Origin of the sequence: Clostridium sp. 1001283B150210_160208_E6 (assembly GCF_015669365.1) — a bacterium.
In the GTDB taxonomy this organism is placed as follows: Bacteria; Bacillota; Clostridia; order Clostridiales; family Clostridiaceae; genus Clostridium; species Clostridium paraputrificum.
This window is the reverse complement of the sequence record NZ_JADPAA010000016.1, coordinates 32,970-53,071: the sequence shown is the minus strand read 5'-3', so window position 1 is coordinate 53,071 and position 20,102 is coordinate 32,970. Positions and strand designations below refer to the sequence as shown.

Sequence of the window (20,102 nt, the reverse complement as noted above, 5' to 3'; positions counted from 1 at the left end):
AAGGAAGGAATAAACTTGGAAACAAAAGTAGCCATAGTTAATGATTTAAAAAAGGATTTAATATACATAAAAGAAGCAGCAGAAGTAATAAAGACTGGGGGAATTGTAGCATTTCCAACAGAAACAGTATATGGATTGGGAGCTAATGCTTTAGATGAAAATGGAGTTCAAAAAATATTTATTGCAAAAGGTAGACCTCAGGATAATCCTTTAATAGTTCATGTTGCAAGTAAAGAAATAAGTGATTTGGTAGAAGAAGTTCCAAAGGTAGCAAAAAAGATAATGGATAAATTTTGGCCAGGACCAATAACTATTATAATGAAGAAAAAAAATATAATTCCTAATGTAACTAGTGCTAACTTAGATACAATAGGGATAAGAATGCCAAGTAATGACATTGCCCTTAAATTAATAGAACTTTCTAATACACCTATTGCAGCACCTTCTGCGAATATTAGTGGCAGACCAAGCCCTACTGATATAGAAAGATGTGTAGAAGATTTAAGTGGAAGGGTAGACTATATTATTGGTGGAGAAAAGAGTGAAGTAGGGGTAGAGTCCACTATAGTAGACTGTACGGTTACTCCTCCTATGGTATTAAGACCAGGTGGAATAACATTAGAGATGCTAAGAGAAATTGATCCTAATATAGAAATTGATAAAGCTATAATGCAAAAACCAAGCCAGGACTTTAAACCAAAGGCACCTGGAATGAAATATCGTCATTATGCACCAAATGCAAAAGTTAAAATTATAAAAGGAAATAGAAAAAAAACTGTTGAAAAAATTAATGAGTTGGTACACAATTATATAGATGAAGGTAAAAAGGTTGGAATTCTATCTTCTAAAGAAAATTCATCTCACTATGAATTAGGTGAGGTACTAGTAGTTGGAAGTAAGGAAAATCTATCTGAAGTAGCCAAAAATTTATTTGAAGCACTAAGAAGTTTAGATGATAAAAATGTTGATATAATTCTTGCAGAGGCTTATGATGAAGAGGGTGTAGGCCTAGCTATAATGAATAGATTACAGAAGTCTGCAGGTTTTGATATTATAAATGTTTAGTTGGAGGTAAATATGAAAGTTCTCTTTGTATGCACAGGAAATACTTGTAGAAGTCCTATAGCAGAAGCTGTTTTTAACAGCTTAAATACAGATGATAATATTACCTCAAATTCGGCTGGAATATCAATTGTACCAGGAAGTAAGGTAAGTAAGGAGTCAGCTGAATTAATTTATAGAGAACTTAAACTTGATTTGAAAAATAGAAAAGCTAAACAAATAGAAAATGAATTACTAGAAGAATCAAACTTAGTTTTAGCAATGACTAGGTATGGAAGAGATTATTTAAAAACATATTATAAAAACTATAAGAATAAGATATTTACTTTATCTGAGTATGTTGGCGTAGAGGATGAAATTAAAGATCCTTACGGTGGCACAGTTTCTGTTTATAAAAACACTTACAATCAGATAAAGGGATCAGTATCTTTATTATTGTCAAAAATAAAGAAAGATTAAGGTATATATATACCTACTCTTTCTTTTTTTATGAATATACATAATGATGGAGGTGGCACTATGAAAATAGCTTTAGGAGCAGATCATGGTGGATTTGAATTAAAAGAGGAAATTATATCTTATCTAAAAGATAATGGGTATGATGTAGAGGATTTTGGTACATATTCTAAGGAGTCATGTGATTATCCTGACTATGCATTAAAGGCAGCAGAAGCTGTTGCATCAAAGGAATGTGATCTTGGAATTCTAATTTGTGGAACAGGAATAGGTATAAGCATTGCAGCTAATAAGGTTCCAGGAATAAGAGCAGCGTTATGCTCAGATACATTTAGTGCACATGCAACAAGAGAGCATAATGATGCCAATATATTAGCCTTAGGTGCAAGAGTTGTTGGGCCTGGATTAGCACTAGATATTGTAAAAACATTCCTAGGTGCTAAATTTGAAGGTGATAGACACCTAGCAAGAATAAATAAAATAACTGAGATTGAAAAAAAATATTATAAATAACTTGGAGGGATAAGAAATGAGTAAAGTAGTTGAAATCAATCATCCGCTAATACTACATAAGTTAGCATTTATTAGAAGTAAGGACACAGGATCTAAAGACTTCAGACAATTAGTAAGTGAAGTTGCTATGTTAATGGGTTATGAAGTAACTAGAGATTTTAGCATGGAAGAAGTAGAAATTGAAACACCAATTTGTAAGACTAAATGCAAGATGTTAGCTGGTAAGAAGGTTGCTATAGTTCCTATATTAAGAGCTGGATTAGGTATGGTAGATGGAATGTTAAGTTTAATTCCTGCAGCTAAGGTTGGACATATAGGGCTATATAGAGATGAAGAAACTTTAAAGCCAGTTGAGTATTTCTGTAAGCTACCACAAGATATAGCTGAAAGAGAAGTAATAGTTGTTGACCCAATGTTAGCAACTGGTGGTTCAGCAGCTGATGCCTTAACTTTATTAAAGCAAAGAGGAGCTAAGAATTTAAGACTTGCTTGTTTAATTTCATCTCCAGAAGGAATAAAAGCAGTACAAGAAGCACATCCAGATGTAGATATATACGTAGCTTCAATAGATGAAAAGTTAAACGAAAAAGGATATATAGTACCTGGTCTTGGGGATGCAGGGGATAGACTATTTGGAACTAAATAGTTAATAGATAAATTAAATAGTTAAGGGGGAGAAATTGCTTTGCAATTTCTCTTTATTTTTGCTATCTAGGAAAATATAAAATCAAGGATAATAATTTTATAATTTCCTTACCTTAAGTACGAAGGGAATAGGTATTTATTTTTCCGTGGCTTGGAGCTTGCTACGGAACAAGCAAAATAAATATCGACACAACCTTTTTTGTGAAAATATACAATGATTTACAGAGATATTAAACTAATATATAATTTAATAAGAATATAAAAATTATATTTAGTAAATAAGGAGTAGGTTATGAGAAGAAGAGATAAAGATAATTATTATCTTGATATAGCGGAAACTGTAGCAGAAAGAGGGACATGCCTAAGAAGAAATTATGGATCTATAATAGTAAAAAATGATGAAATAATTTCAACTGGATATACTGGAGCACCAAGGGGAAGAAAAAATTGTATAGATATGCAAACCTGCATAAGAGAAAAACTAAATGTTAAAAGAGGCACTCATTACGAGTTGTGTAGAAGTGTACATAGTGAAGCTAATGCTATTATTAGTGCTTCAAGAAGAGATATGATTGGAGCAACATTATATTTAGTAGGTAAAGATGCTAACACTAAAGAGTATGTGAAAGATGCTAATTCTTGCTCAATGTGCAAAAGAATGATAATAAATTCAGGCATAGAAAATGTAATTATTAGAGATAGTAAAAGCGAGTATAGAGTTATAGATGTTTCGTCATGGGTAGATGAGGATGATTCGTTAGCAATAAGTAGAGAATTTGGATATTAACAATTATATTTGGAGGTAAGTGAATTGAAAAAGAAGATTATTACCATCTTTGGAACAAGACCAGAAGCAATTAAGATGGCACCGTTAGTTAAGGAATTAGAAAAAAGAGAAGAAATAGAATCTAAGGTGTGTGTTACTGCGCAACATAGAGAGATGTTAGACCAGGTTCTAGAGTATTTTGAGATTAAGCCAGATTTTGATTTGAATATAATGAAAAGTAAACAATCTTTAACTGGTATTACTAATAGAGTGCTTGAAGGATTAGAAGAGGTTTTTATAAAAGAAAAACCAGATATGATATTAGTTCATGGAGATACAACAACTACATTTGCAGGTGCATTAGCAGCGTTCTATCAACAAATAAAGGTTGGGCATGTTGAAGCAGGATTAAGAACTTTTGATAAGTACTTTCCATTTCCAGAAGAAATGAATAGAAAACTAACAGGATCATTAGCTGATTTACACTTTGCACCAACAAAGGGGTCAAAAAATAATCTTTTAAGAGAAGGCATAAATGAAAATGATATCTATATTACAGGGAATACTGTAATAGATGCTATGCTTCATACAGTTAAGGAAGATTATAAATTTGAAAATGAAGAACTAAATAAAATAGATTATGTAAACAAGAAAGTAATAATGATAACTGCCCATAGAAGAGAAAACTGGGGAGAAGGAATAGAAAATATTTGTACAGCATTAAATAAAATTGTAGAGGATAATAAGGATGTAGAATTAGTTTATCTAGTACATTTAAACCCTGTAGTAAAAGATGTTGTTCATGCAAGATTAGGTGGAAACGATAGAATTCATTTATTACCACCATTAGACACAAAAGAAACACATAATTTAATGAATAAGTGTTTTATGGTAATGACTGATTCTGGTGGGTTACAAGAAGAAGCACCACACTTAGGAAAACCTGTTTTAGTTCTTAGAGATGTTACAGAGAGGCCAGAAGCAGTAGCATATGGTACAGTAAAATTAGTTGGGACAGATATAGAAAAAATTCTAAGTGAAGCTAATGAATTAATTCAAAATAGAGAAGCTTATGAAAAAATGAGTAAATCAGTAAACCCATATGGTGATGGAAAGGCATCAGAGAGAATTGCAGATGCTATATTAAGATATTTTGATTTAAGTGATAAAGAAGTAGAGGAATTTAAAAGATAGTTTGTCTAAATTTTAACAAATATTCCTTGAAAAATATGTGAAAAATGGTATAATTGTAATTGTGTTAATACTTTAACAAAGATGAATGAGTTTTTTTTGAATTTAGGAGGTATATGAAATGAGAGAAGTAGTTATTGCAAGTGCAGCAAGAACAGCTTTAGGTTCATTTGGTGGATCATTAAAAGATGTTCCAGCAGCAGAATTAGGAGCTATTGTAATTAAGGAAGCAGTTAAGAGAGCAGGAATAAATCCAGAACAAGTTGAAGAAGTAGTAATGGGGAATGTTATTCAAGCAGGTCTAGGACAAAATGTGGCTAGACAAGCTACTTTAAAAGCTGGATTACCAAATGAAGTGCCAGCTATGACAATAAATAAGGTTTGTGGTTCAGGTTTAAGAACTGTTGCATTAGCAGCACAAATGATTAAGGCAGGAGATGCTGATATCGTAGTTGCTGGTGGTATGGAAAATATGTCTGCGGCTCCATATGTTTTAGATAAAGCAAGATGGGGACAAAGAATGGGTGATGGAAAATTAGTTGATACAATGATAAAAGATGCTCTTTGGGATGCATTTAATAACTACCATATGGGAGTTACAGCTGAGAATATAGCTGAACAATGGGGATTAACTAGAGAAATGCAAGATGAGTTTTCAGCAGCTTCACAAGCTAAGGCAGAAGCAGCAATAAAGGCTGGAAAATTCAAAGATGAAATAGTTCCAGTTGTTATTCCACAAAGAAAGGGAGATCCAATAGTATTTGATACTGATGAATTTCCAAGATTTGGAACAACTGTTGAAAAGTTAGCTAAATTAAAGCCAGCATTTGTTAAAGATGGTACAGTTACAGCAGGTAATGCTTCAGGAATTAATGATGGTGCAGCTGCATTCGTTGTTATGAGTGCAGAAAAGGCAGCTGAATTAGGCGTTAAACCTTTAGCTAAGATTGTTTCCTATGGTTCTAAGGGATTAGACCCAGCAATAATGGGTTATGGACCATTCCATGCAACAAAGAAAGCATTAGAGGCAGCTAATTTAACTGTTGAAGATATGGACTTAATAGAAGCTAATGAAGCATTCGCAGCTCAAAGTTTAGCAGTTGCTAAAGACCTTAACTTTGATATGAGCAAGGTTAATGTAAATGGTGGAGCTATTGCTTTAGGACATCCAGTAGGAGCTTCAGGAGCTAGAATATTAACAACTTTACTTTATGAAATGGAAAAGAGAGATGCTAAGAGAGGTTTAGCTACACTTTGTATAGGTGGCGGAATGGGAACAGCTCTTATTGTTGAAAGAGTATAATATAAACATATATTTAGGAATGTATTAGAGATATTCTAATACATTCTTTTTATATTTAAGAAAGTTTAAAACGTAACTAAAGTCTATTATTTTTCGATACAAAAAAGGAGTAAATGGTTAAAAACTTGAGTATTTTCTATTAAAAATAGTGATATATTACATAATAATAGAAGTATTTCTAAAGAAAATAATATTTATTTTAAATAAATATATGAATAAATACGAATAATCTATTTCAATATAATAATGAAAAAGAGGAGTAAATGGTAGTTAATACGCTATAACTATGAATAAATTTAGAAAATATAATAAAATATTTAAACAAAGTATTAAATGAAAATGTTATCAAGTAAACTTGCATAACGATTTAGTTTTCAGAATATTTAGATAAATGAATAACCATGAATAAATTTATGTATTATTGTTGAGAAAAGGAAGACTATCGATGTTTGTTAAGAGAATGGCTAATATTGCATGTATAAATTCAAAATTTAAACAATTTTAAGTTTATTTAAGTAAAAATAAGGTTTTCTTAAAGTTTATTGTGGGGCTATAATACATAAGAGTAAACGAGAGGGGCGTGCTCAATGAGTAAAGAGATGAATAACTTGGAACGAAAAATCACAAAATATGATATGCTAGTTGGTTTATTTATGTCTTTAATCATTAGCTTAGTATTTTCGTTTAAGCCTGCAATAGTTTTTTTCTTGGGTATAACAGTTGGAATGTTAAATTATTTGGCAATATCATTTGCTACTAAAAGGTGGATTCATAAAAATAAAATATTAATCTTAACAACATCTATTCTTAGAGTTCTTTTAGTATTAGTAGTTATATTACCATTTATCCACAATATTATATTAGTATTGTCCTATTTAGTTGGAATAATACTGGACCAAGGAATAAGACTTTATTGTACATTAACAGTGGAAGGAAGTGTTTAGGTTGGAATCAGTAGCACCTATCTTTTCCTTTAATATCGGAGGTTTCCCCATAAACATTACAAGAGACATAGTTGTTCAATGGGCGGTAATTCTGATTTTAGGAATCGCAGCCTATATTTTAACAAGAAATCTTAAAAGGGTGCCAGATAAGAGACAGGTAGTATTAGAAACCTTATATACTACTATAGAAGGACTTGTTAAAAATAATATGGGCGAAAGTTATGTGGGATATATTCCTTATGTTGGAACTTTAGTTGTATATTTATTAGTTCTTAACTTAATGGGAATAGTAGGAATAGCACCACCAACTCAAAACTTAAGCGTTACCTTAGGACTTGGGTTAACATCATTCTTAGTTATTAACTATACAGCAATTAAGAGAAATGGTGTGTGGGGTTATACAAAAGGCTTGGGAGAGCCATTCTTAATGATGCTTCCATTAAATATTATGGAAAGAGTAATGTTGCCAATATCATTGGCTCTTAGACTTTTTGGTAATATGATGGCAGCTACTATGCTTATAGAAATGATCTATGAAGCATTAGGTTCAATAGGAATGCTAGCTCAAATAGGAGCACCAATTATAGCACATGGATACTTTGATTTATTTGATGGAAGCATTCAAATGCTAGTATTCACAATGCTAACAATAATAAATATTAAAATGACAGCAGAACATCATTAGAATGTAATTTTGAAGGAGGAAGTTTAAATGGATTTATCAGTAATTGCAGCAGGTATCGCTGTATTATCAGGAATTGGAGCAGGTATAGGAATTGGTATAGCAACAGGAAAGGCAACAGAATCAATTGCAAGACAACCAGAAGCAGCAGGTAAGATTCAAAGTGCTTTAATATTAGGTGCAGGTCTTTCAGAAGCAACAGCTATTTACGGGTTAATAGTAGCTATAATGTTAATAGTTATAAAATAGTTTAAGAAGAGTTGATATTATTGACTCCGAAGGGAGGCTGAGAGTATATGGATATAGATCCATCAGTTCTATTAATGACGTTAATAAACTTTTTTATTTTAGTACTAATACTTAAACACTTCTTTTGGGAAAAAATTCGTATTGCTATACAAGACAGAGAAGATTTTATACAAGAACAATTGTCAAATGCAGAGGATGAATCTCAAAAGGCAAGATTATATTTAATAGAAAATGAAAGAATTCTTAAGTCTTCTAAAGAAGAAGGTAAGAAGATAATAGAAAAGAAAAAACAAAAAGCTAATAAAGTATATAGTGAAATTGTAGATGATGCTAATAAAGAAGCTAAGGCTATAGTTGATAGAGCAAGGTTAGAAATAGAAAGAGAAAAAGAAAAAGCTCAATATGAAATAAAGAAACAAGTAGTTAATTTAGCAATTGAATTATCTACAAAGGCTCTAGAAGAAAAGCTTGAAGATAGTACTCAAAGGGAATTAATAGGCGATTTTATAACTAAGGTAGGTAGTTAAATATGTATGAATATTTAGATAGGAGATATGCCTTAGCATTATATGAAGTAGCTAAAGAAAAAAATAAAGTAGATGAGTATATTAATGACCTTAGAGAAATTTGTGACTTAATAGAAAATAATAAGGATTTTTATGAGGTTGTAAAACATCCTCAAATAAGTACTAAAAATAAAAAAAGAACATTTATAAATATTTTTAAAGGAAAAATAGATGAAGAATTACTTTCATTTCTATTGATACTTATAGAGAAAGATAGAATATTGTACTTAAGAGAAAAGCTTAACCAAATGGAAAAGATTGATCTTGAGAGAAAAAATATTCTATCAGCAGTGGTGAAGACGGCAGTACCATTATTAGAAAGTGAAATTTCTGATTTACAAGAAAAACTTGAAAAGCAGTATAATAAGAAAATTATTATGGCTACAGAAATCGATAAGAGTCTTCTAGGTGGAGTGTACGTAAGAGTTGGAAATGATGTTATTGATGGAACAATAAAATCTAAACTAGAGGAAATGAAAGACATAATGCTTAAGAGAGAATAGAGGTGAGTCCATGAATATAAAACCAGAAGAAATTACTTCAATTATAAAAAAAGAAATTGAAAGATATGAAAAACATATTCAAAAAGTAGATTCTGGTACAATAATCCAAATTGGTGATGGTATCGCTAGAGTATATGGGTTAGATGATTGTATGGAAGGGGAATTATTAGAGTTCCCTAATAATGTATATGGTATGGCTCTTAACCTTGAACAAGACAATGTAGGTTGTGTTCTACTAGGGTCAGAAGAAGGAATCAAAGAAGGAGATATCGTAAAGAGAACTGATAGAATAGTTCAAGTTCCAGTTGGTGAAGAATTAATAGGAAGAGTTGTCGATTCATTAGGTAATCCTATTGATGGAAAAGGTCCTATAAAAACTAGTAATACTAGAGCAATGGAAATTCCAGCTCCATCTATTATTGATAGAAGTTCAGTTAATGAACCACTACAAACTGGTATTAAAGCTATAGATTCTATGATTCCAATAGGTAAGGGACAAAGAGAACTTATAATTGGAGATAGACAAACAGGAAAGACTGCTATAGGAATTGATACAATTATAAATCAAAAAGGTAAAGATGTTATTTGTATCTATGTTGCTATAGGTCAAAAACAATCTACAGTTGCTCATATAGTTAATACATTAACTGAAATGGGAGCTATGGATTATACAATAATAGTAAGTTCTACAGCATCAGATACAGCACCATTACAATATTTAGCACCATATGCTGGATGTAGTATGGGTGAATATTTTATGCATCAAGGTAAGGACGTACTAATTATTTATGATGATTTATCTAAGCATGCAGTTGCTTATAGAACAATGTCATTACTTCTTAGAAGACCACCAGGAAGAGAAGCATACCCTGGAGATGTATTCTATATTCATTCAAGATTGCTAGAAAGAGCAGCTAAGTTGTCAGCTGAAAATGGAGGAGGATCACTAACAGCTCTTCCTATAATAGAAACATTAGCAGGGGATGTTACAGCGTATATTCCAACTAATGTAATTTCAATTACAGATGGTCAAATTTTCTTAGAATCAGATTTATTTAATCAAGGTCAAAGACCAGCAGTAAATGCAGGTATCTCTGTATCAAGAGTTGGTGGTAATGCTCAAATTAAAGCAATGAAGCAAGTTTCAGGTACTCTAAGATTAGAACTAGCGCAATATAGAGAACTTGCAGCATTCTCTCAATTTGGATCAGATTTAGATAGAGATGCTAAGAGAAGACTTGAAAAAGGTAAGAGATTAATTGAAGTATTAAAGCAAGATCAATACGAACCAATGGCTGTTGAAAAGCAAATTGTTATTTTATATGCAACAGTTAATGACTTCCTTTCAGATATAAAAGTTAGTGATATAAGAAAGTTTGAGAAAAGTTTCTTAGAATATATGGATACTCATCAAAGAGAATTATTAAAGAAAATAGTAACAGAAAAAGTTTTAACTGATGAAATAAAGAAAACATTAGAAGAAACAATCGTTGAATATAAAAAGATATTTTTACAAGAGGCATAGCTTTTAAAAGCTATGCAATTCTTTAGGAGGTGGAATAATGGGAGCAGCAGGACTTATAGAGATAAAAAGAAGATTAAAGTCCGTAGAAAGTACCAAGAAAATAACCAATGCAATGGGACTTGTTGCCACTTCTAAATTAAGAAAATGTAGAAAAGAGTTATCTATAAATGAGCAATATCTAGAAATAGCTGAAAAAACTATGAAGTCTTTAGCAAAAATATCAGAAGAAAAACTTACTACTTCATATTTTGATGGAAATGATGGTAATTATAAGCTTTATATAATAATTACTTCTGATACTGGATTATGTGCTGGATACAATAATAATGTAGTTGCTTTTTTAGATAGCTTAATTAAGGATGATAAGGATAATTGCAAAATAATTAGTGTAGGTAGTAAGGGAATATCTTATTTAAGAAGGAACGGATTAGAAACTATAGATGAATATGTTGATATCCCTGATATACCAACTATAAAAGAAGTTAAACTAGTTTATGAAAAAGCTTTAAAGCTATTTGTTTCAGGTGAAGTTTCAGAGGTTAATGTTGTATATACAGAATTTGTATCTCCTATAAAACAAGAAGTTAAAAGTGAAAAACTATTGCCTGTTGAAAGAGCAGTAGGAGAGGTAGGAGAACAAATAGTAGAACCTGATTTAAAAACTGTTCTTACAGATTCTTTAGATATATATCTAAAAGGAAAGTTAAGGGCTTTAATGTTAAGTGCAAAATGCAGTGAACAAAGTGCTAGAATGCAAGCTATGGATGGAGCAACAAGCAATGCAAATGATATAATTCAAGAACTTAATATAAGATATAATAGAATTAGACAAAGCATGATTACTCAAGAAATTTCAGAAATAGTTGGAGGAGCAGAAGCACAAAAATAGTAAGGAGGTATATTAGATGCCTGGCAAGATAGGAAAAGTGGTTCAAGTAATAGGACCAGTAGTTGATATAAAGTTTAATTCAGACTCTCTTCCTAATTTATATAATGCTATTCATATAAATATGGGAGAAGATGTATTAGTAGCTGAAGTTGAGCAACATATGGGAGATGATATAGTAAGAGCCATAGCAATGGAAGCTACTGAAGGACTAAGAAGAGGTATGGAAGCTGTAGATACTGGTAGACCAATAGCAGTTCCAGTTGGTGAAGAAGTACTAGGAAGACTATTTAATGTTTTAGGAAAAACTATGGATAATGCTGGAGATGTAAATGCTAAGGAAGAATATCCAATACACAGACCAGCTCCTAGCTTCAAAGATCAATCAGTTGAACCAGAAATGTTTGAAACAGGAATAAAGGTTATTGACTTACTAGCTCCTTATCAAAAAGGTGGAAAAATAGGTCTTTTTGGTGGAGCAGGTGTAGGAAAAACTGTTCTTATTCAAGAGCTTATTAATAATATAGCTAAAGAACATGGTGGATTATCTGTATTCACTGGTGTTGGTGAAAGATCAAGAGAAGGTAATGATTTATACCATGAAATGAAGGATTCAGGGGTTATAGAAAAGACTGCATTAGTGTTTGGTCAAATGAATGAACCACCTGGAGCAAGAATGAGAGTAGCTTTAACAGGACTTACAATGGCTGAATATTTTAGAGATAAAGGTCAAGACGTACTGTTATTTATAGATAATATATTTAGATTTACACAAGCAGGTTCAGAAGTATCAGCTTTATTAGGAAGAATACCATCAGCTGTTGGATATCAACCAACTCTTGCAACTGAAATGGGTGCTCTTCAAGAAAGAATTACATCTACTACTAACGGGTCTATAACATCAGTTCAAGCAGTATACGTTCCAGCAGATGACCTTACTGACCCAGCACCAGCTACAACTTTTGCTCACTTAGATGCAACAACAGTTTTATCAAGAAGTATTTCAGAATTAGGTATTTACCCAGCTGTTGATCCATTAGAATCATCTTCAAGAATTCTAGATCCAAGAGTTGTTGGTAAAGAGCATTATGAAGTGGCAATGGATGTAAAGAACATACTTGAAAGATATAAGGAATTACAAGATATAATTGCTATTTTAGGTGTAGATGAATTATCAGATGAAGATAAAGCAGTAGTTTCAAGAGCAAGAAGAATCCAAAGATTCTTATCACAACCATTTACGGTAGCAGAACAATTTACAGGAATGACAGGTAAATATGTTCCAATAAAAGAGACTGTAAGAGGATTTAAAGAAATCTTAGATGGAAAATATGATGATATACCAGAATCAGCATTTTTATTCGTAGGTACTATAGAAGAAGCTCTTGAAAAAGCTAAAACATTAGGATAAGAGGTGGAGGAAAATGGCCAAAACCTTTATATTAAAAATTTTAACTCCTAGTAAGATGGTTATAAACGAAGAAGTAGAAAAAGTATTTGTAAATACAGTTAACGGAGCAGTTGAATTTCTGCCTAATCATGCACCTATTATAATGAGTACAGTGCCAAGTGGTACTATATTCTATGATAAGGCAGGAAATAAAAAAGAACTATTTACATCTAGGGGAGTAATTAATCTAAATAACAATGAAATGATGTTTTGTAGCGATGCAGCAGAATTAGTTGAAGATATTGATTTGGCTAGAGCAGAAGAAGCAAAAGGAAGAGCTGAAGAAAGATTAAAAGATTCATCTAAGTTTGATGTTGCAAGAGCACAGGCAGCGTTAATTAGAGCAAATATAAGAATAGGTTTAAAAAAGCATTCAATTTAGTGAATGCTTTTTTTTTGTAAAAAATTATATTTTTTTGACAATCTTTCACAAAAAAATACGAGTTTTATATACTAATAGTAAATAAAGGAATTGAATAGAAAATGGAATAAGTGACCATAATTATGAAGGAAAGGTGGGGGTATATGTGAAGGTTAGAGTATGCCTTATATTAAGTTTCCTTTTTTCTGTTATTTTTATTAGTGCTTTTCCTATAGTTAGTTGGTCATATAGTGATTTTTATTCTATTGAAAAACTAATAAAAGAAGAAAGTACCTTTGTAGAAAGTGGCTTAAAAATAGAATATGAAAGTAATATGCCACTAGAAGATACTTTAAATTCAATACAAAAAAAGGTGAAAAAACATTATAATTCAAGTATTTCTGAAGTGACCCAAAATAGTATTTTTATGAAGTGCAATAATTTAGAAATAAATATAACTGTTTATGAAAATAAGGAAAAAACATTAGTAGATGCAGTAATAACTAATTTTAGTAAAGACAAAAAATTACTAAATTTAATACAAGATTTATCACAATTACAAGTTAATACTTCAAGTAAACCTAGATATTTTAAATATATAAAGGGAAAAATAAATAATACAGAAGAAGGATTAGATCTTATTACGGAAGCACAAAACATAAAAGACATAAATGCCCTAGATATCCATAATGGTTATGTTGGAACAGCTAAGTTACAAGATGGAGAAAGGGTCAATTTTGCAGTAAGTAACTACGATAAAGGGACTTACTTAGTTATTGGTACACCAATAATTTTTTCAACATACTAATAAGTCATTATGGAGGAGAATATGGAAAAGATAGTAGTTAAAGGTGGAAAAAAGCTAAGTGGTGAGGTAAACATAAGCGCAGCGAAGAATTCGGTTTTGCCTATAATTGCAGCAACAATTCTTTCGAAAGAGGATATTGAATTAGAAAATATACCGATGCTAGAAGATGTTTTAGTTATATGTAACCTACTTAGCGGTTTAAATTGTAATTTACAAATAGCGGATGACAAGATAAAAATAAATACAAAGAAATTAATTCCTGTTGATGCTAATAGTGAATTGATAAGGAAAATGAGAGCTTCATTTTTAATAATGGGTCCTATGTTAGCCAGGTTTGGCTATTGTAAATTATCACTTCCAGGAGGATGTAATATAGGTAGCAGACCAATTGATCTCCATTTGAAAGGCTTTAAAGCTTTAGGAGCTGAGATAAATATTGGACATGGATATGTAGAAGCTAAGGTGGATAGACTAAAAGGAAATAGAATTTATTTGGATTTCCCTTCAGTTGGAGCAACTGAAAATATAATTATGGCTGCTGTATTAGCAGAAGGAAAAACTATAATTGAGAATGCTGCAGAAGAACCTGAAATATGGGATCTAGCAGAATTTTTAAACTCAATGGGAGCTAATATAGTTGGAGCTGGTACAGGAAAAATTACAATAGAAGGTGTAGACCATTTAAGCGGAATTAAATATAAACCAATATATGATAGGATTGAAGCTGGAACATTTATGATAGGTGCAGCAATGACAAACAGTATTATTAAAATTAATGGTATAAATGGTGAACATTTAAGACCATTAATAGAGAAACTAAAAGAATGTGGAATTAATTTTGAAGAGTTAGGAGAATCTATAATAGTTGATGGAACAGGTCCTAAGAAACCTGTAGATATTAAAACTTTACCTTATCCAGGATTCCCTACAGATATGCAACCTCAAATGATGAGCTTATTATGTTTAATTGAGGGATCCAGCATAGTAACAGAAACTATATTTGAGAATAGATTTATGCATGTGGCAGAGCTTACTAGAATGGGAGCTAAAATTAAAATAGATGGCAGAACAGCTTTTGTTGAAGGCGTTAATAAACTAACTGGATGCGAGGTTAAAGCAACAGATTTAAGAGCAGGAGCCGCTATGATCTTGGTTGGGCTAGTAGCTGAAGGAACAACAGAAATAGGAGATATTTATCATATAGATAGAGGTTATCAAGATATTGAAAAGAAATTCAGGGGTCTTGGAGCTGATATTGAAAGAGTTAAGTATTAAAAAGGAATTATAATTTTTTTATAAAGAAGCTATATCGTTAGGATATAGCTTCTTTTATGCAAAAATATATAAATATAAGAATATATATTTATATAAATATATGAATATAAATATATATAAACATATAAATATTAGAAAATAATAAAGCTTATTGAGAGTAGTGATAACTAAAATTATGTAAGCATATAATAAAAAGAAATTATTTTTTAGGAGGGAGAAATGAATTATAATGGTGCGAAAAATGAATTTAAAGTTATTTCTTATATAACCATATTTATAATTTCTTTTACAATAATAATTTGTAGTATATTTATTGTATCTCCATTTAAACGGACAAGCTCTTTTGAACTTGGTGATGATACTATAAAATATGTTAAAGATGAAGGGGTAATAGTTAGAGGCAGTGATAAAGTAAAGGTATATAATACTGCCACAGAGAAGGTAGAAGAAATAAGTTTAGAGGATTATATAGTTGGGGTAGTAGCCGCAGAAATGCCTGCAGAATTTAATGAAGAGGCAATAAAGGCTCAATCCATAGCAGCTAGAACTTTTTATTTTTCTAAGAGAATTTCTCCTTGTAAAACAGCTAAAGAGCATGGGGCAGAAATTTGCTCATCAACTCACTGCCAAGCATATATGAGTAAGGATGAAAGAATGCAGAAGTGGGATAGTGTAAAAGCAGAAACTTATTGGGATAAGATTGTTAGCTCTGTTAAGGCTACAGAGGGAGAAGTTATGATATATGGGGATGAAATAGTTAAGTATCCTCAATTCTTCGCCATCAGTGGGGGGAAGACAGAGGATTCCTTAGAAGTATTCTCGGGAGATATTCCTTATTTAAAATCAGTAGATAGTTCATGGGATGAAGAGGCTACAAAATATAGTACAACAAAGGAAATTGGATTTGATGAGTTTGTAAATACAATAAATAAAACATATAAGGATTCTGGAGTAACAACAGCAAATGTGAAAGATAAAGTGAAGATAGAATCTAGAACTAATGCTGAATATGTAAAAAGTATAGCATTAGGAACAAAAAGTATTTCAGGAATTGATTTTAGAAAGTTATTTGATCTTAGGTCATCAAATTTTACAATTGAATATGGAAATGATGTGATTAAAATTAATTGTAAAGGATATGGACATGGAGTTGGAATGAGCCAATGGGGAGCAAACTTTATGGGCAAGGATGGAAAGAATTATAAAGAGATATTAAAACATTATTATTCAGGAATAGAAATTGAAAAAATAGTGTATAAATAGCGATTAAAAACTTTTAATAAGGTAAGGATATAAGATAAGTTAAATGCTTATTTTATATCCTTATTTTTTTAAAATAAAAACAAATTAAATATGGATAATATGTATTAATTTATATAAAAAGGAAACAATAGAAAAAGGAGGTGTTTATATGGACAAAAATAATGTACAAAAGGTGAAAGATTTTTTTAGGAAGGAGGGTTTTTACGTAGTACTTTTCCTATGTTTGTGTATTGTCACAACACTTGGAACTGTGTATTTTAAGAAATCACGTAATTTACAAACAGATCCTAAAAAAGAAGAGAATAATAAAGAAATTTCGTTGAATGTTGATGATAAAGATGTAAGTAATAACATGCAAAATGCAGAAAGAGTAGATAATACAACCAATAAGAATAATGAAAAGACTACTGCTGTATCAAATACTACAGAAGTGAAATTTGTTAATCCAATTTCAGGAACTTTAATTAGAGAGTTTAAGACAACTCCTCAAATTATTGATGATGAAGGGAATCAACGTGTTTTATCTGGAGTAAATATTAAATCTAAGATAGGTTCAGAAGTAAAAGCAGCAGCAGAAGGTGTTGTAGAAACAGTAGGCGTTGGAGATGTTGAAGAAGGAACAAGAGTTGTTATTAAGCATGCTAATGGATTAAAGACTGTTTATGCTAATCTTGATCCTAAGGTTAACGTGAAGGCTGGAGATAAGGTAACATCTAGCACTATTATTGGCAAAGTTGGAAATACTGTAAAGATATTTGGTGATAAGTTTGGTGAATTTTTAAATATACAAGTAATAAATTCACAAGGAAAACAAGTAGACCCATTAAAGTATTTTTCATACAACTTAAAGTAATTTATTAGAAATTATATTAATCAGTCATTCCTTGAAAAAGGAATGACTGGTCAATAATTAAAAATCATAAAGAAATAAAAATGAAGGAGGTAGCATTTTGAAAGACTATATTGAAGAAAGAGTTCTTGAGGTAGCACAATATATAATTGATTCAAAAGCTACTATTAGGAAAACTGCTAAAGTTTTTGGTGTAAGTAAAAGTACAATTCATAAAGACATGACAGAGAGATTACCAAAAATAAATCCACTTATTGCAGAAAAAACTCATAGTATTTTAGAACTTAATAAAGCAGAAAGACATATTAGAGGCGGAAAAGCCACTAAATTAAAGTATAAAGCTATTGAATGATAAGAATATTCCATATATAATAAAGAATAGGCAGAATTTTGAAGAAATCGATATCTAAATGTAATTTTTATATATGGGAGTGAAAAAAATGTGGTTTTGGAGATCAGGGGTAGAGTTGGGAATAGACCTGGGTACAGCTACTGTGCTTGTTTATGAAAAAGGTAAAGGTATTATATTAAAAGAACCATCAGTTGTTGCTATAAACAAAATTAATAATAAGGTATTGGCTGTTGGAGAAGAAGCAAGAAAGATGATTGGAAGAACACCAGGAAATATAGTGGCAGTTCGTCCATTAAGAGATGGGGTTATTTCTGATTATGATGTAACCGAAAAAATGTTAAAGGCATTTATAGTTAAAGCTGTTGGAAAGAAAAACATGGTTGCTCCTAAGGTAATGGTTTGCATTCCTTCACAGGCTACAGAAGTAGAGAGAAGAGCCGTAATAGATGCAGCAAGAAATTCCGGAGCAAAGAGAGTTAATCTGATAGAGGAGCCTTTAGCAGCAGCAATTGGTGCTGGATTAGATATAACAAAGCCAAATGGATCAATGGTAGTTGATATTGGCGGGGGGACATGTGATATAGCTATAATTTCCCTTGGTGGTATTGTTGTTAAATCCTCAATAAAAAGTGCAGGAGATAAATTTGATGAGGCTATCATAAAGTATGTAAGAAGTAAGCATAAAATTATGATAGGAGAAAAGACTGCAGAAGAATTAAAGGTTACAATAGGTTCAGCCTTTAAAGGATCTAGAAATTTAACTTCAAGTATGAAGGGTAGAAATTTAGTTACTGGTTTACCAGATGAGGTAGCAATAACAACTGAAGAAATTCGACAAGCACTACAAGAACCTGTTACTTCAATAGTAGAGGCTGTAAAAGCAGTGTTAGAAAAAACTCCTCCAGAATTAGCGGCAGATATTATAGAAAAGGGTATCCTTTTAACTGGCGGGGGAGCTTTATTAGATGGATTAGACAAGCTTATTGAATTTGAAACTGGAGTAAGTGCTGTAGTTGCAACTGACTCAGTTGAATGTGTTGCAGAAGGAACTGGAAAGGTTCTTGCTTATTTTGATAAGTTGGATAATAACTTAAATAATCAAGAAGTAGTTTTAATAGAGTAACATAAAAAGTGAGAAACTTTGTAAAGTTTCTCACTTTTTATATATAAGAAAATTATTATATTTTTAAATTTATTCCTTTGTTTAAATAATATGCATGTATAATACCTCTTGAAATAACCTTGGCCATATCTAGAACTAGAGATAAGCGAATAGATCTAGAAGAAAAGAAGTCGGCATTATCACTTGAGTCTATTATACCTATTATAGAGGCCATACCTACATCAGGAAGTGTTTTTCCAACTCCTTTTCCAGGATGTATAGCATAGTCTCTAGTATGAATCTCACCTATTGATTTATTCTCACCTAAACAAGCATCAATACCAATTATGCAAGCATCAGGGTGTAATTTATTTATCTCTTCTAATCGTTTATCTATATTTAAAGCATGAATGGGATTTGATATAGTACCATAGATTGGTAAAGGAAAGAGATTCTCTTCTAATATAGTACCAACTAAAGGCCCTAAACAATCTCCAATACATTTATCAGTTCCTATACAAACTATAGCTGTATTATCTTTCATAAAATCTTTTATTCCTTCTGCAATTTCATAATAAGCTAGTGCAGATTTATAATGAACCTTCCTTTTATTCAAGCCATAACACCCCCTTCAATAATATATGAGGGGGAACTAATAAATAGTATATAAGAATAAAAAAATGCTAAGTGGCAATAAATCAAATATGAAGGGAGTGAAAAAAAGTGAAAAAAGTTTTTGTTGGATTAGTAATTCTTTTAGCAAGCTTTACTACTATATATACTATTTTTTTCTGGGAACCAAAGTCAGTAGAGGATATGGTGAACTTAGGTGCAGTTACAAATGAAGATGTTAACAGTGAAAATGGTGAAAAAGAAGTAGAGAGTAAGGAAGAAGAGGAAAGTAAAGAAGTATCTGTTGATGTAGATCCTATATTAAAGGTAAGTGTAGAGGATATATACAATGAAATGCCTAGGAAAGATTATGAAGAACTAAAAAAGGTTATTACAACAATGTCAACAAGTGATATAGGTATGATAGAAGATACTATAAATGGTGAAGATAAGGAAAGTGGAATGAGAAATGCTATATCAATTTTAAAGACTAGATTAAGTAGCGAGGATTATGAGAAAATAAAGAATATATTATCTCCATATGTAAATTTTAATAATATTAAAGAAAATGTGTAGAAAAAACGGATGTAGTATTAAATGGGAGTAAAAGTGATAGATATAGAGTAAATTAAGGATAATTTTGATATATGGAGTCATTTGGGAGTTGAAATATAAGAGCATAGAATATATACTAACTATTGTTGATCCGGTGCTTACAGTACTTGAAGAAAACTAAAA

Annotated in this window: 24 protein-coding genes; 23 read left to right on the top strand and 1 reads right to left on the bottom strand. The window is 31.1% G+C overall.

Annotated features, from left to right (window positions below):
* The first annotated feature begins 15 nt into the window (after positions 1–15).
* The 22 genes from I4V16_RS14550 (at position 16) to mreB (ending at position 18,773) form a co-directional block, all read left to right on the top strand.
* Entirely contained in the window at positions 16–1,065 is a 1,050-nt protein-coding gene (locus I4V16_RS14550; protein WP_111937829.1) for an L-threonylcarbamoyladenylate synthase, read from the top strand.
* Between the two features lie 12 nt (positions 1,066–1,077).
* Positions 1,078–1,521 carry a low molecular weight protein arginine phosphatase gene (locus I4V16_RS14545; protein WP_049178986.1) on the top strand — a complete coding sequence of 148 codons (444 nt, stop codon included), beginning with the start codon at positions 1,078–1,080 and terminating at the stop codon, positions 1,519–1,521.
* A gap of 60 nt (positions 1,522–1,581) precedes the next feature.
* Positions 1,582–2,031 (top strand): ribose 5-phosphate isomerase B, encoded by a 450-nt coding sequence (rpiB, locus tag I4V16_RS14540; protein ID WP_099328886.1) that lies wholly within the window; start codon positions 1,582–1,584, stop codon positions 2,029–2,031.
* A 16-nt stretch (positions 2,032–2,047) separates the two neighbouring features.
* Positions 2,048–2,677, top strand: a complete 630-nt coding sequence (gene upp, locus I4V16_RS14535) for a uracil phosphoribosyltransferase (protein ID WP_099328885.1) — start codon at positions 2,048–2,050, stop codon at positions 2,675–2,677.
* Positions 2,678–2,968: 291 nt separating this feature from the next.
* Positions 2,969–3,463, top strand: coding sequence for a deaminase (locus I4V16_RS14530; RefSeq protein WP_049178989.1), 495 nt, complete (start codon positions 2,969–2,971; stop codon positions 3,461–3,463).
* A 24-nt stretch (positions 3,464–3,487) separates the two neighbouring features.
* Positions 3,488–4,636: a UDP-N-acetylglucosamine 2-epimerase (non-hydrolyzing) gene (wecB, locus tag I4V16_RS14525; RefSeq protein WP_271804987.1), complete on the top strand. Its 1,149-nt coding sequence runs from the start codon at positions 3,488–3,490 to the stop codon at positions 4,634–4,636.
* A gap of 118 nt (positions 4,637–4,754) precedes the next feature.
* Positions 4,755–5,936, top strand: a complete 1,182-nt coding sequence (locus I4V16_RS14520; RefSeq protein WP_099328884.1) for an acetyl-CoA C-acetyltransferase — start codon at positions 4,755–4,757, stop codon at positions 5,934–5,936.
* 587 nt (positions 5,937–6,523) lie between these two features.
* On the top strand, positions 6,524–6,880 hold the full coding sequence (locus I4V16_RS14515; RefSeq protein WP_049178991.1) for a hypothetical protein: 357 nt from the start codon (positions 6,524–6,526) through the stop codon (positions 6,878–6,880).
* A gap of 1 nt (position 6,881) precedes the next feature.
* Complete coding sequence (locus I4V16_RS14510) at positions 6,882–7,565, top strand: F0F1 ATP synthase subunit A (RefSeq protein WP_049178992.1); 684 nt, start codon at positions 6,882–6,884, stop codon at positions 7,563–7,565.
* 27 nt (positions 7,566–7,592) lie between these two features.
* Positions 7,593–7,811 carry an ATP synthase F0 subunit C gene (gene atpE, locus I4V16_RS14505; RefSeq protein WP_027097064.1) on the top strand — a complete coding sequence of 73 codons (219 nt, stop codon included), beginning with the start codon at positions 7,593–7,595 and terminating at the stop codon, positions 7,809–7,811.
* Between the two features lie 47 nt (positions 7,812–7,858).
* Complete coding sequence (locus I4V16_RS14500; protein ID WP_027097063.1) at positions 7,859–8,338, top strand: F0F1 ATP synthase subunit B; 480 nt, start codon at positions 7,859–7,861, stop codon at positions 8,336–8,338.
* 2 nt (positions 8,339–8,340) lie between these two features.
* On the top strand, positions 8,341–8,880 hold the full coding sequence (locus I4V16_RS14495) for a F0F1 ATP synthase subunit delta (RefSeq protein ID WP_049178993.1): 540 nt from the start codon (positions 8,341–8,343) through the stop codon (positions 8,878–8,880).
* A 10-nt stretch (positions 8,881–8,890) separates the two neighbouring features.
* Positions 8,891–10,405: a F0F1 ATP synthase subunit alpha gene (gene atpA, locus I4V16_RS14490; protein WP_049178994.1), complete on the top strand. Its 1,515-nt coding sequence runs from the start codon at positions 8,891–8,893 to the stop codon at positions 10,403–10,405.
* Positions 10,406–10,442: 37 nt separating this feature from the next.
* Positions 10,443–11,294, top strand: coding sequence for an ATP synthase F1 subunit gamma (atpG, locus tag I4V16_RS14485; RefSeq protein ID WP_099328882.1), 852 nt, complete (start codon positions 10,443–10,445; stop codon positions 11,292–11,294).
* A gap of 16 nt (positions 11,295–11,310) precedes the next feature.
* Entirely contained in the window at positions 11,311–12,702 is a 1,392-nt protein-coding gene (gene atpD, locus I4V16_RS14480; protein ID WP_027097059.1) for a F0F1 ATP synthase subunit beta, read from the top strand.
* A gap of 13 nt (positions 12,703–12,715) precedes the next feature.
* Positions 12,716–13,123: an ATP synthase F1 subunit epsilon gene (gene atpC, locus I4V16_RS14475; RefSeq protein WP_049178996.1), complete on the top strand. Its 408-nt coding sequence runs from the start codon at positions 12,716–12,718 to the stop codon at positions 13,121–13,123.
* Between the two features lie 145 nt (positions 13,124–13,268).
* The gene (locus tag I4V16_RS14470) at positions 13,269–13,910 is read left to right on the top strand and encodes a hypothetical protein (protein ID WP_195966917.1); all 642 of its coding nucleotides are present in this window, start codon (positions 13,269–13,271) and stop codon (positions 13,908–13,910) included.
* 21 nt (positions 13,911–13,931) lie between these two features.
* A complete protein-coding gene (gene murA, locus I4V16_RS14465; protein WP_049178998.1) occupies positions 13,932–15,185 on the top strand; it encodes a UDP-N-acetylglucosamine 1-carboxyvinyltransferase in 1,254 nt (417 codons plus the stop codon).
* Positions 15,186–15,404: 219 nt separating this feature from the next.
* Complete coding sequence (gene spoIID, locus I4V16_RS14460) at positions 15,405–16,448, top strand: stage II sporulation protein D (protein ID WP_099328880.1); 1,044 nt, start codon at positions 15,405–15,407, stop codon at positions 16,446–16,448.
* Positions 16,449–16,596: 148 nt separating this feature from the next.
* Positions 16,597–17,301, top strand: a complete 705-nt coding sequence (locus I4V16_RS14455) for a M23 family metallopeptidase (protein WP_099328879.1) — start codon at positions 16,597–16,599, stop codon at positions 17,299–17,301.
* Between the two features lie 97 nt (positions 17,302–17,398).
* Positions 17,399–17,650 (top strand): sporulation transcriptional regulator SpoIIID, encoded by a 252-nt coding sequence (spoIIID, locus tag I4V16_RS14450; protein WP_099328878.1) that lies wholly within the window; start codon positions 17,399–17,401, stop codon positions 17,648–17,650.
* An 88-nt stretch (positions 17,651–17,738) separates the two neighbouring features.
* Positions 17,739–18,773, top strand: coding sequence for a rod shape-determining protein MreB (gene mreB / locus I4V16_RS14445; RefSeq protein ID WP_099328877.1), 1,035 nt, complete (start codon positions 17,739–17,741; stop codon positions 18,771–18,773).
* A gap of 55 nt (positions 18,774–18,828) precedes the next feature.
* Here mreB and yyaC read toward each other — a convergent pair whose 3' ends face one another.
* Positions 18,829–19,368, bottom strand: a complete 540-nt coding sequence (gene yyaC / locus I4V16_RS14440) for a spore protease YyaC (RefSeq protein WP_049179002.1) — start codon at positions 19,366–19,368, stop codon at positions 18,829–18,831.
* Positions 19,369–19,475: 107 nt separating this feature from the next.
* Here yyaC and I4V16_RS14435 point away from each other — a divergent pair, with 107 nt between their 5' ends.
* Positions 19,476–19,940: a hypothetical protein gene (locus I4V16_RS14435; RefSeq protein WP_111937815.1), complete on the top strand. Its 465-nt coding sequence runs from the start codon at positions 19,476–19,478 to the stop codon at positions 19,938–19,940.
* Positions 19,941–20,102: the final 162 nt, after the last annotated feature.

What these genes read in the sequence shown, in the direction of transcription:
- mreB (WP_099328877.1), top strand. Translation starts at nt 17,739, where the DNA reads ATGTGGTTTTGGAGATCAGGGGTAGAGTTGGGAATAGACCTGGGTACA.
- I4V16_RS14545 (WP_049178986.1), top strand. Translation starts at nt 1,078, where the DNA reads ATGAAAGTTCTCTTTGTATGCACAGGAAATACTTGTAGAAGTCCTATA.
- atpD (WP_027097059.1), top strand. Translation starts at nt 11,311, where the DNA reads ATGCCTGGCAAGATAGGAAAAGTGGTTCAAGTAATAGGACCAGTAGTT.
- I4V16_RS14500 (WP_027097063.1), top strand. Translation starts at nt 7,859, where the DNA reads ATGGATATAGATCCATCAGTTCTATTAATGACGTTAATAAACTTTTTT.
- I4V16_RS14495 (WP_049178993.1), top strand. Translation starts at nt 8,341, where the DNA reads ATGTATGAATATTTAGATAGGAGATATGCCTTAGCATTATATGAAGTA.
- atpE (WP_027097064.1), top strand. Translation starts at nt 7,593, where the DNA reads ATGGATTTATCAGTAATTGCAGCAGGTATCGCTGTATTATCAGGAATT.
- I4V16_RS14520 (WP_099328884.1), top strand. Translation starts at nt 4,755, where the DNA reads ATGAGAGAAGTAGTTATTGCAAGTGCAGCAAGAACAGCTTTAGGTTCA.
- atpC (WP_049178996.1), top strand. Translation starts at nt 12,716, where the DNA reads ATGGCCAAAACCTTTATATTAAAAATTTTAACTCCTAGTAAGATGGTT.
- atpA (WP_049178994.1), top strand. Translation starts at nt 8,891, where the DNA reads ATGAATATAAAACCAGAAGAAATTACTTCAATTATAAAAAAAGAAATT.
- I4V16_RS14515 (WP_049178991.1), top strand. Translation starts at nt 6,524, where the DNA reads ATGAGTAAAGAGATGAATAACTTGGAACGAAAAATCACAAAATATGAT.
- upp (WP_099328885.1), top strand. Translation starts at nt 2,048, where the DNA reads ATGAGTAAAGTAGTTGAAATCAATCATCCGCTAATACTACATAAGTTA.
- I4V16_RS14455 (WP_099328879.1), top strand. Translation starts at nt 16,597, where the DNA reads ATGGACAAAAATAATGTACAAAAGGTGAAAGATTTTTTTAGGAAGGAG.
- I4V16_RS14530 (WP_049178989.1), top strand. Translation starts at nt 2,969, where the DNA reads ATGAGAAGAAGAGATAAAGATAATTATTATCTTGATATAGCGGAAACT.
- spoIID (WP_099328880.1), top strand. Translation starts at nt 15,405, where the DNA reads ATGAATTATAATGGTGCGAAAAATGAATTTAAAGTTATTTCTTATATA.
- rpiB (WP_099328886.1), top strand. Translation starts at nt 1,582, where the DNA reads ATGAAAATAGCTTTAGGAGCAGATCATGGTGGATTTGAATTAAAAGAG.
- murA (WP_049178998.1), top strand. Translation starts at nt 13,932, where the DNA reads ATGGAAAAGATAGTAGTTAAAGGTGGAAAAAAGCTAAGTGGTGAGGTA.
- atpG (WP_099328882.1), top strand. Translation starts at nt 10,443, where the DNA reads ATGGGAGCAGCAGGACTTATAGAGATAAAAAGAAGATTAAAGTCCGTA.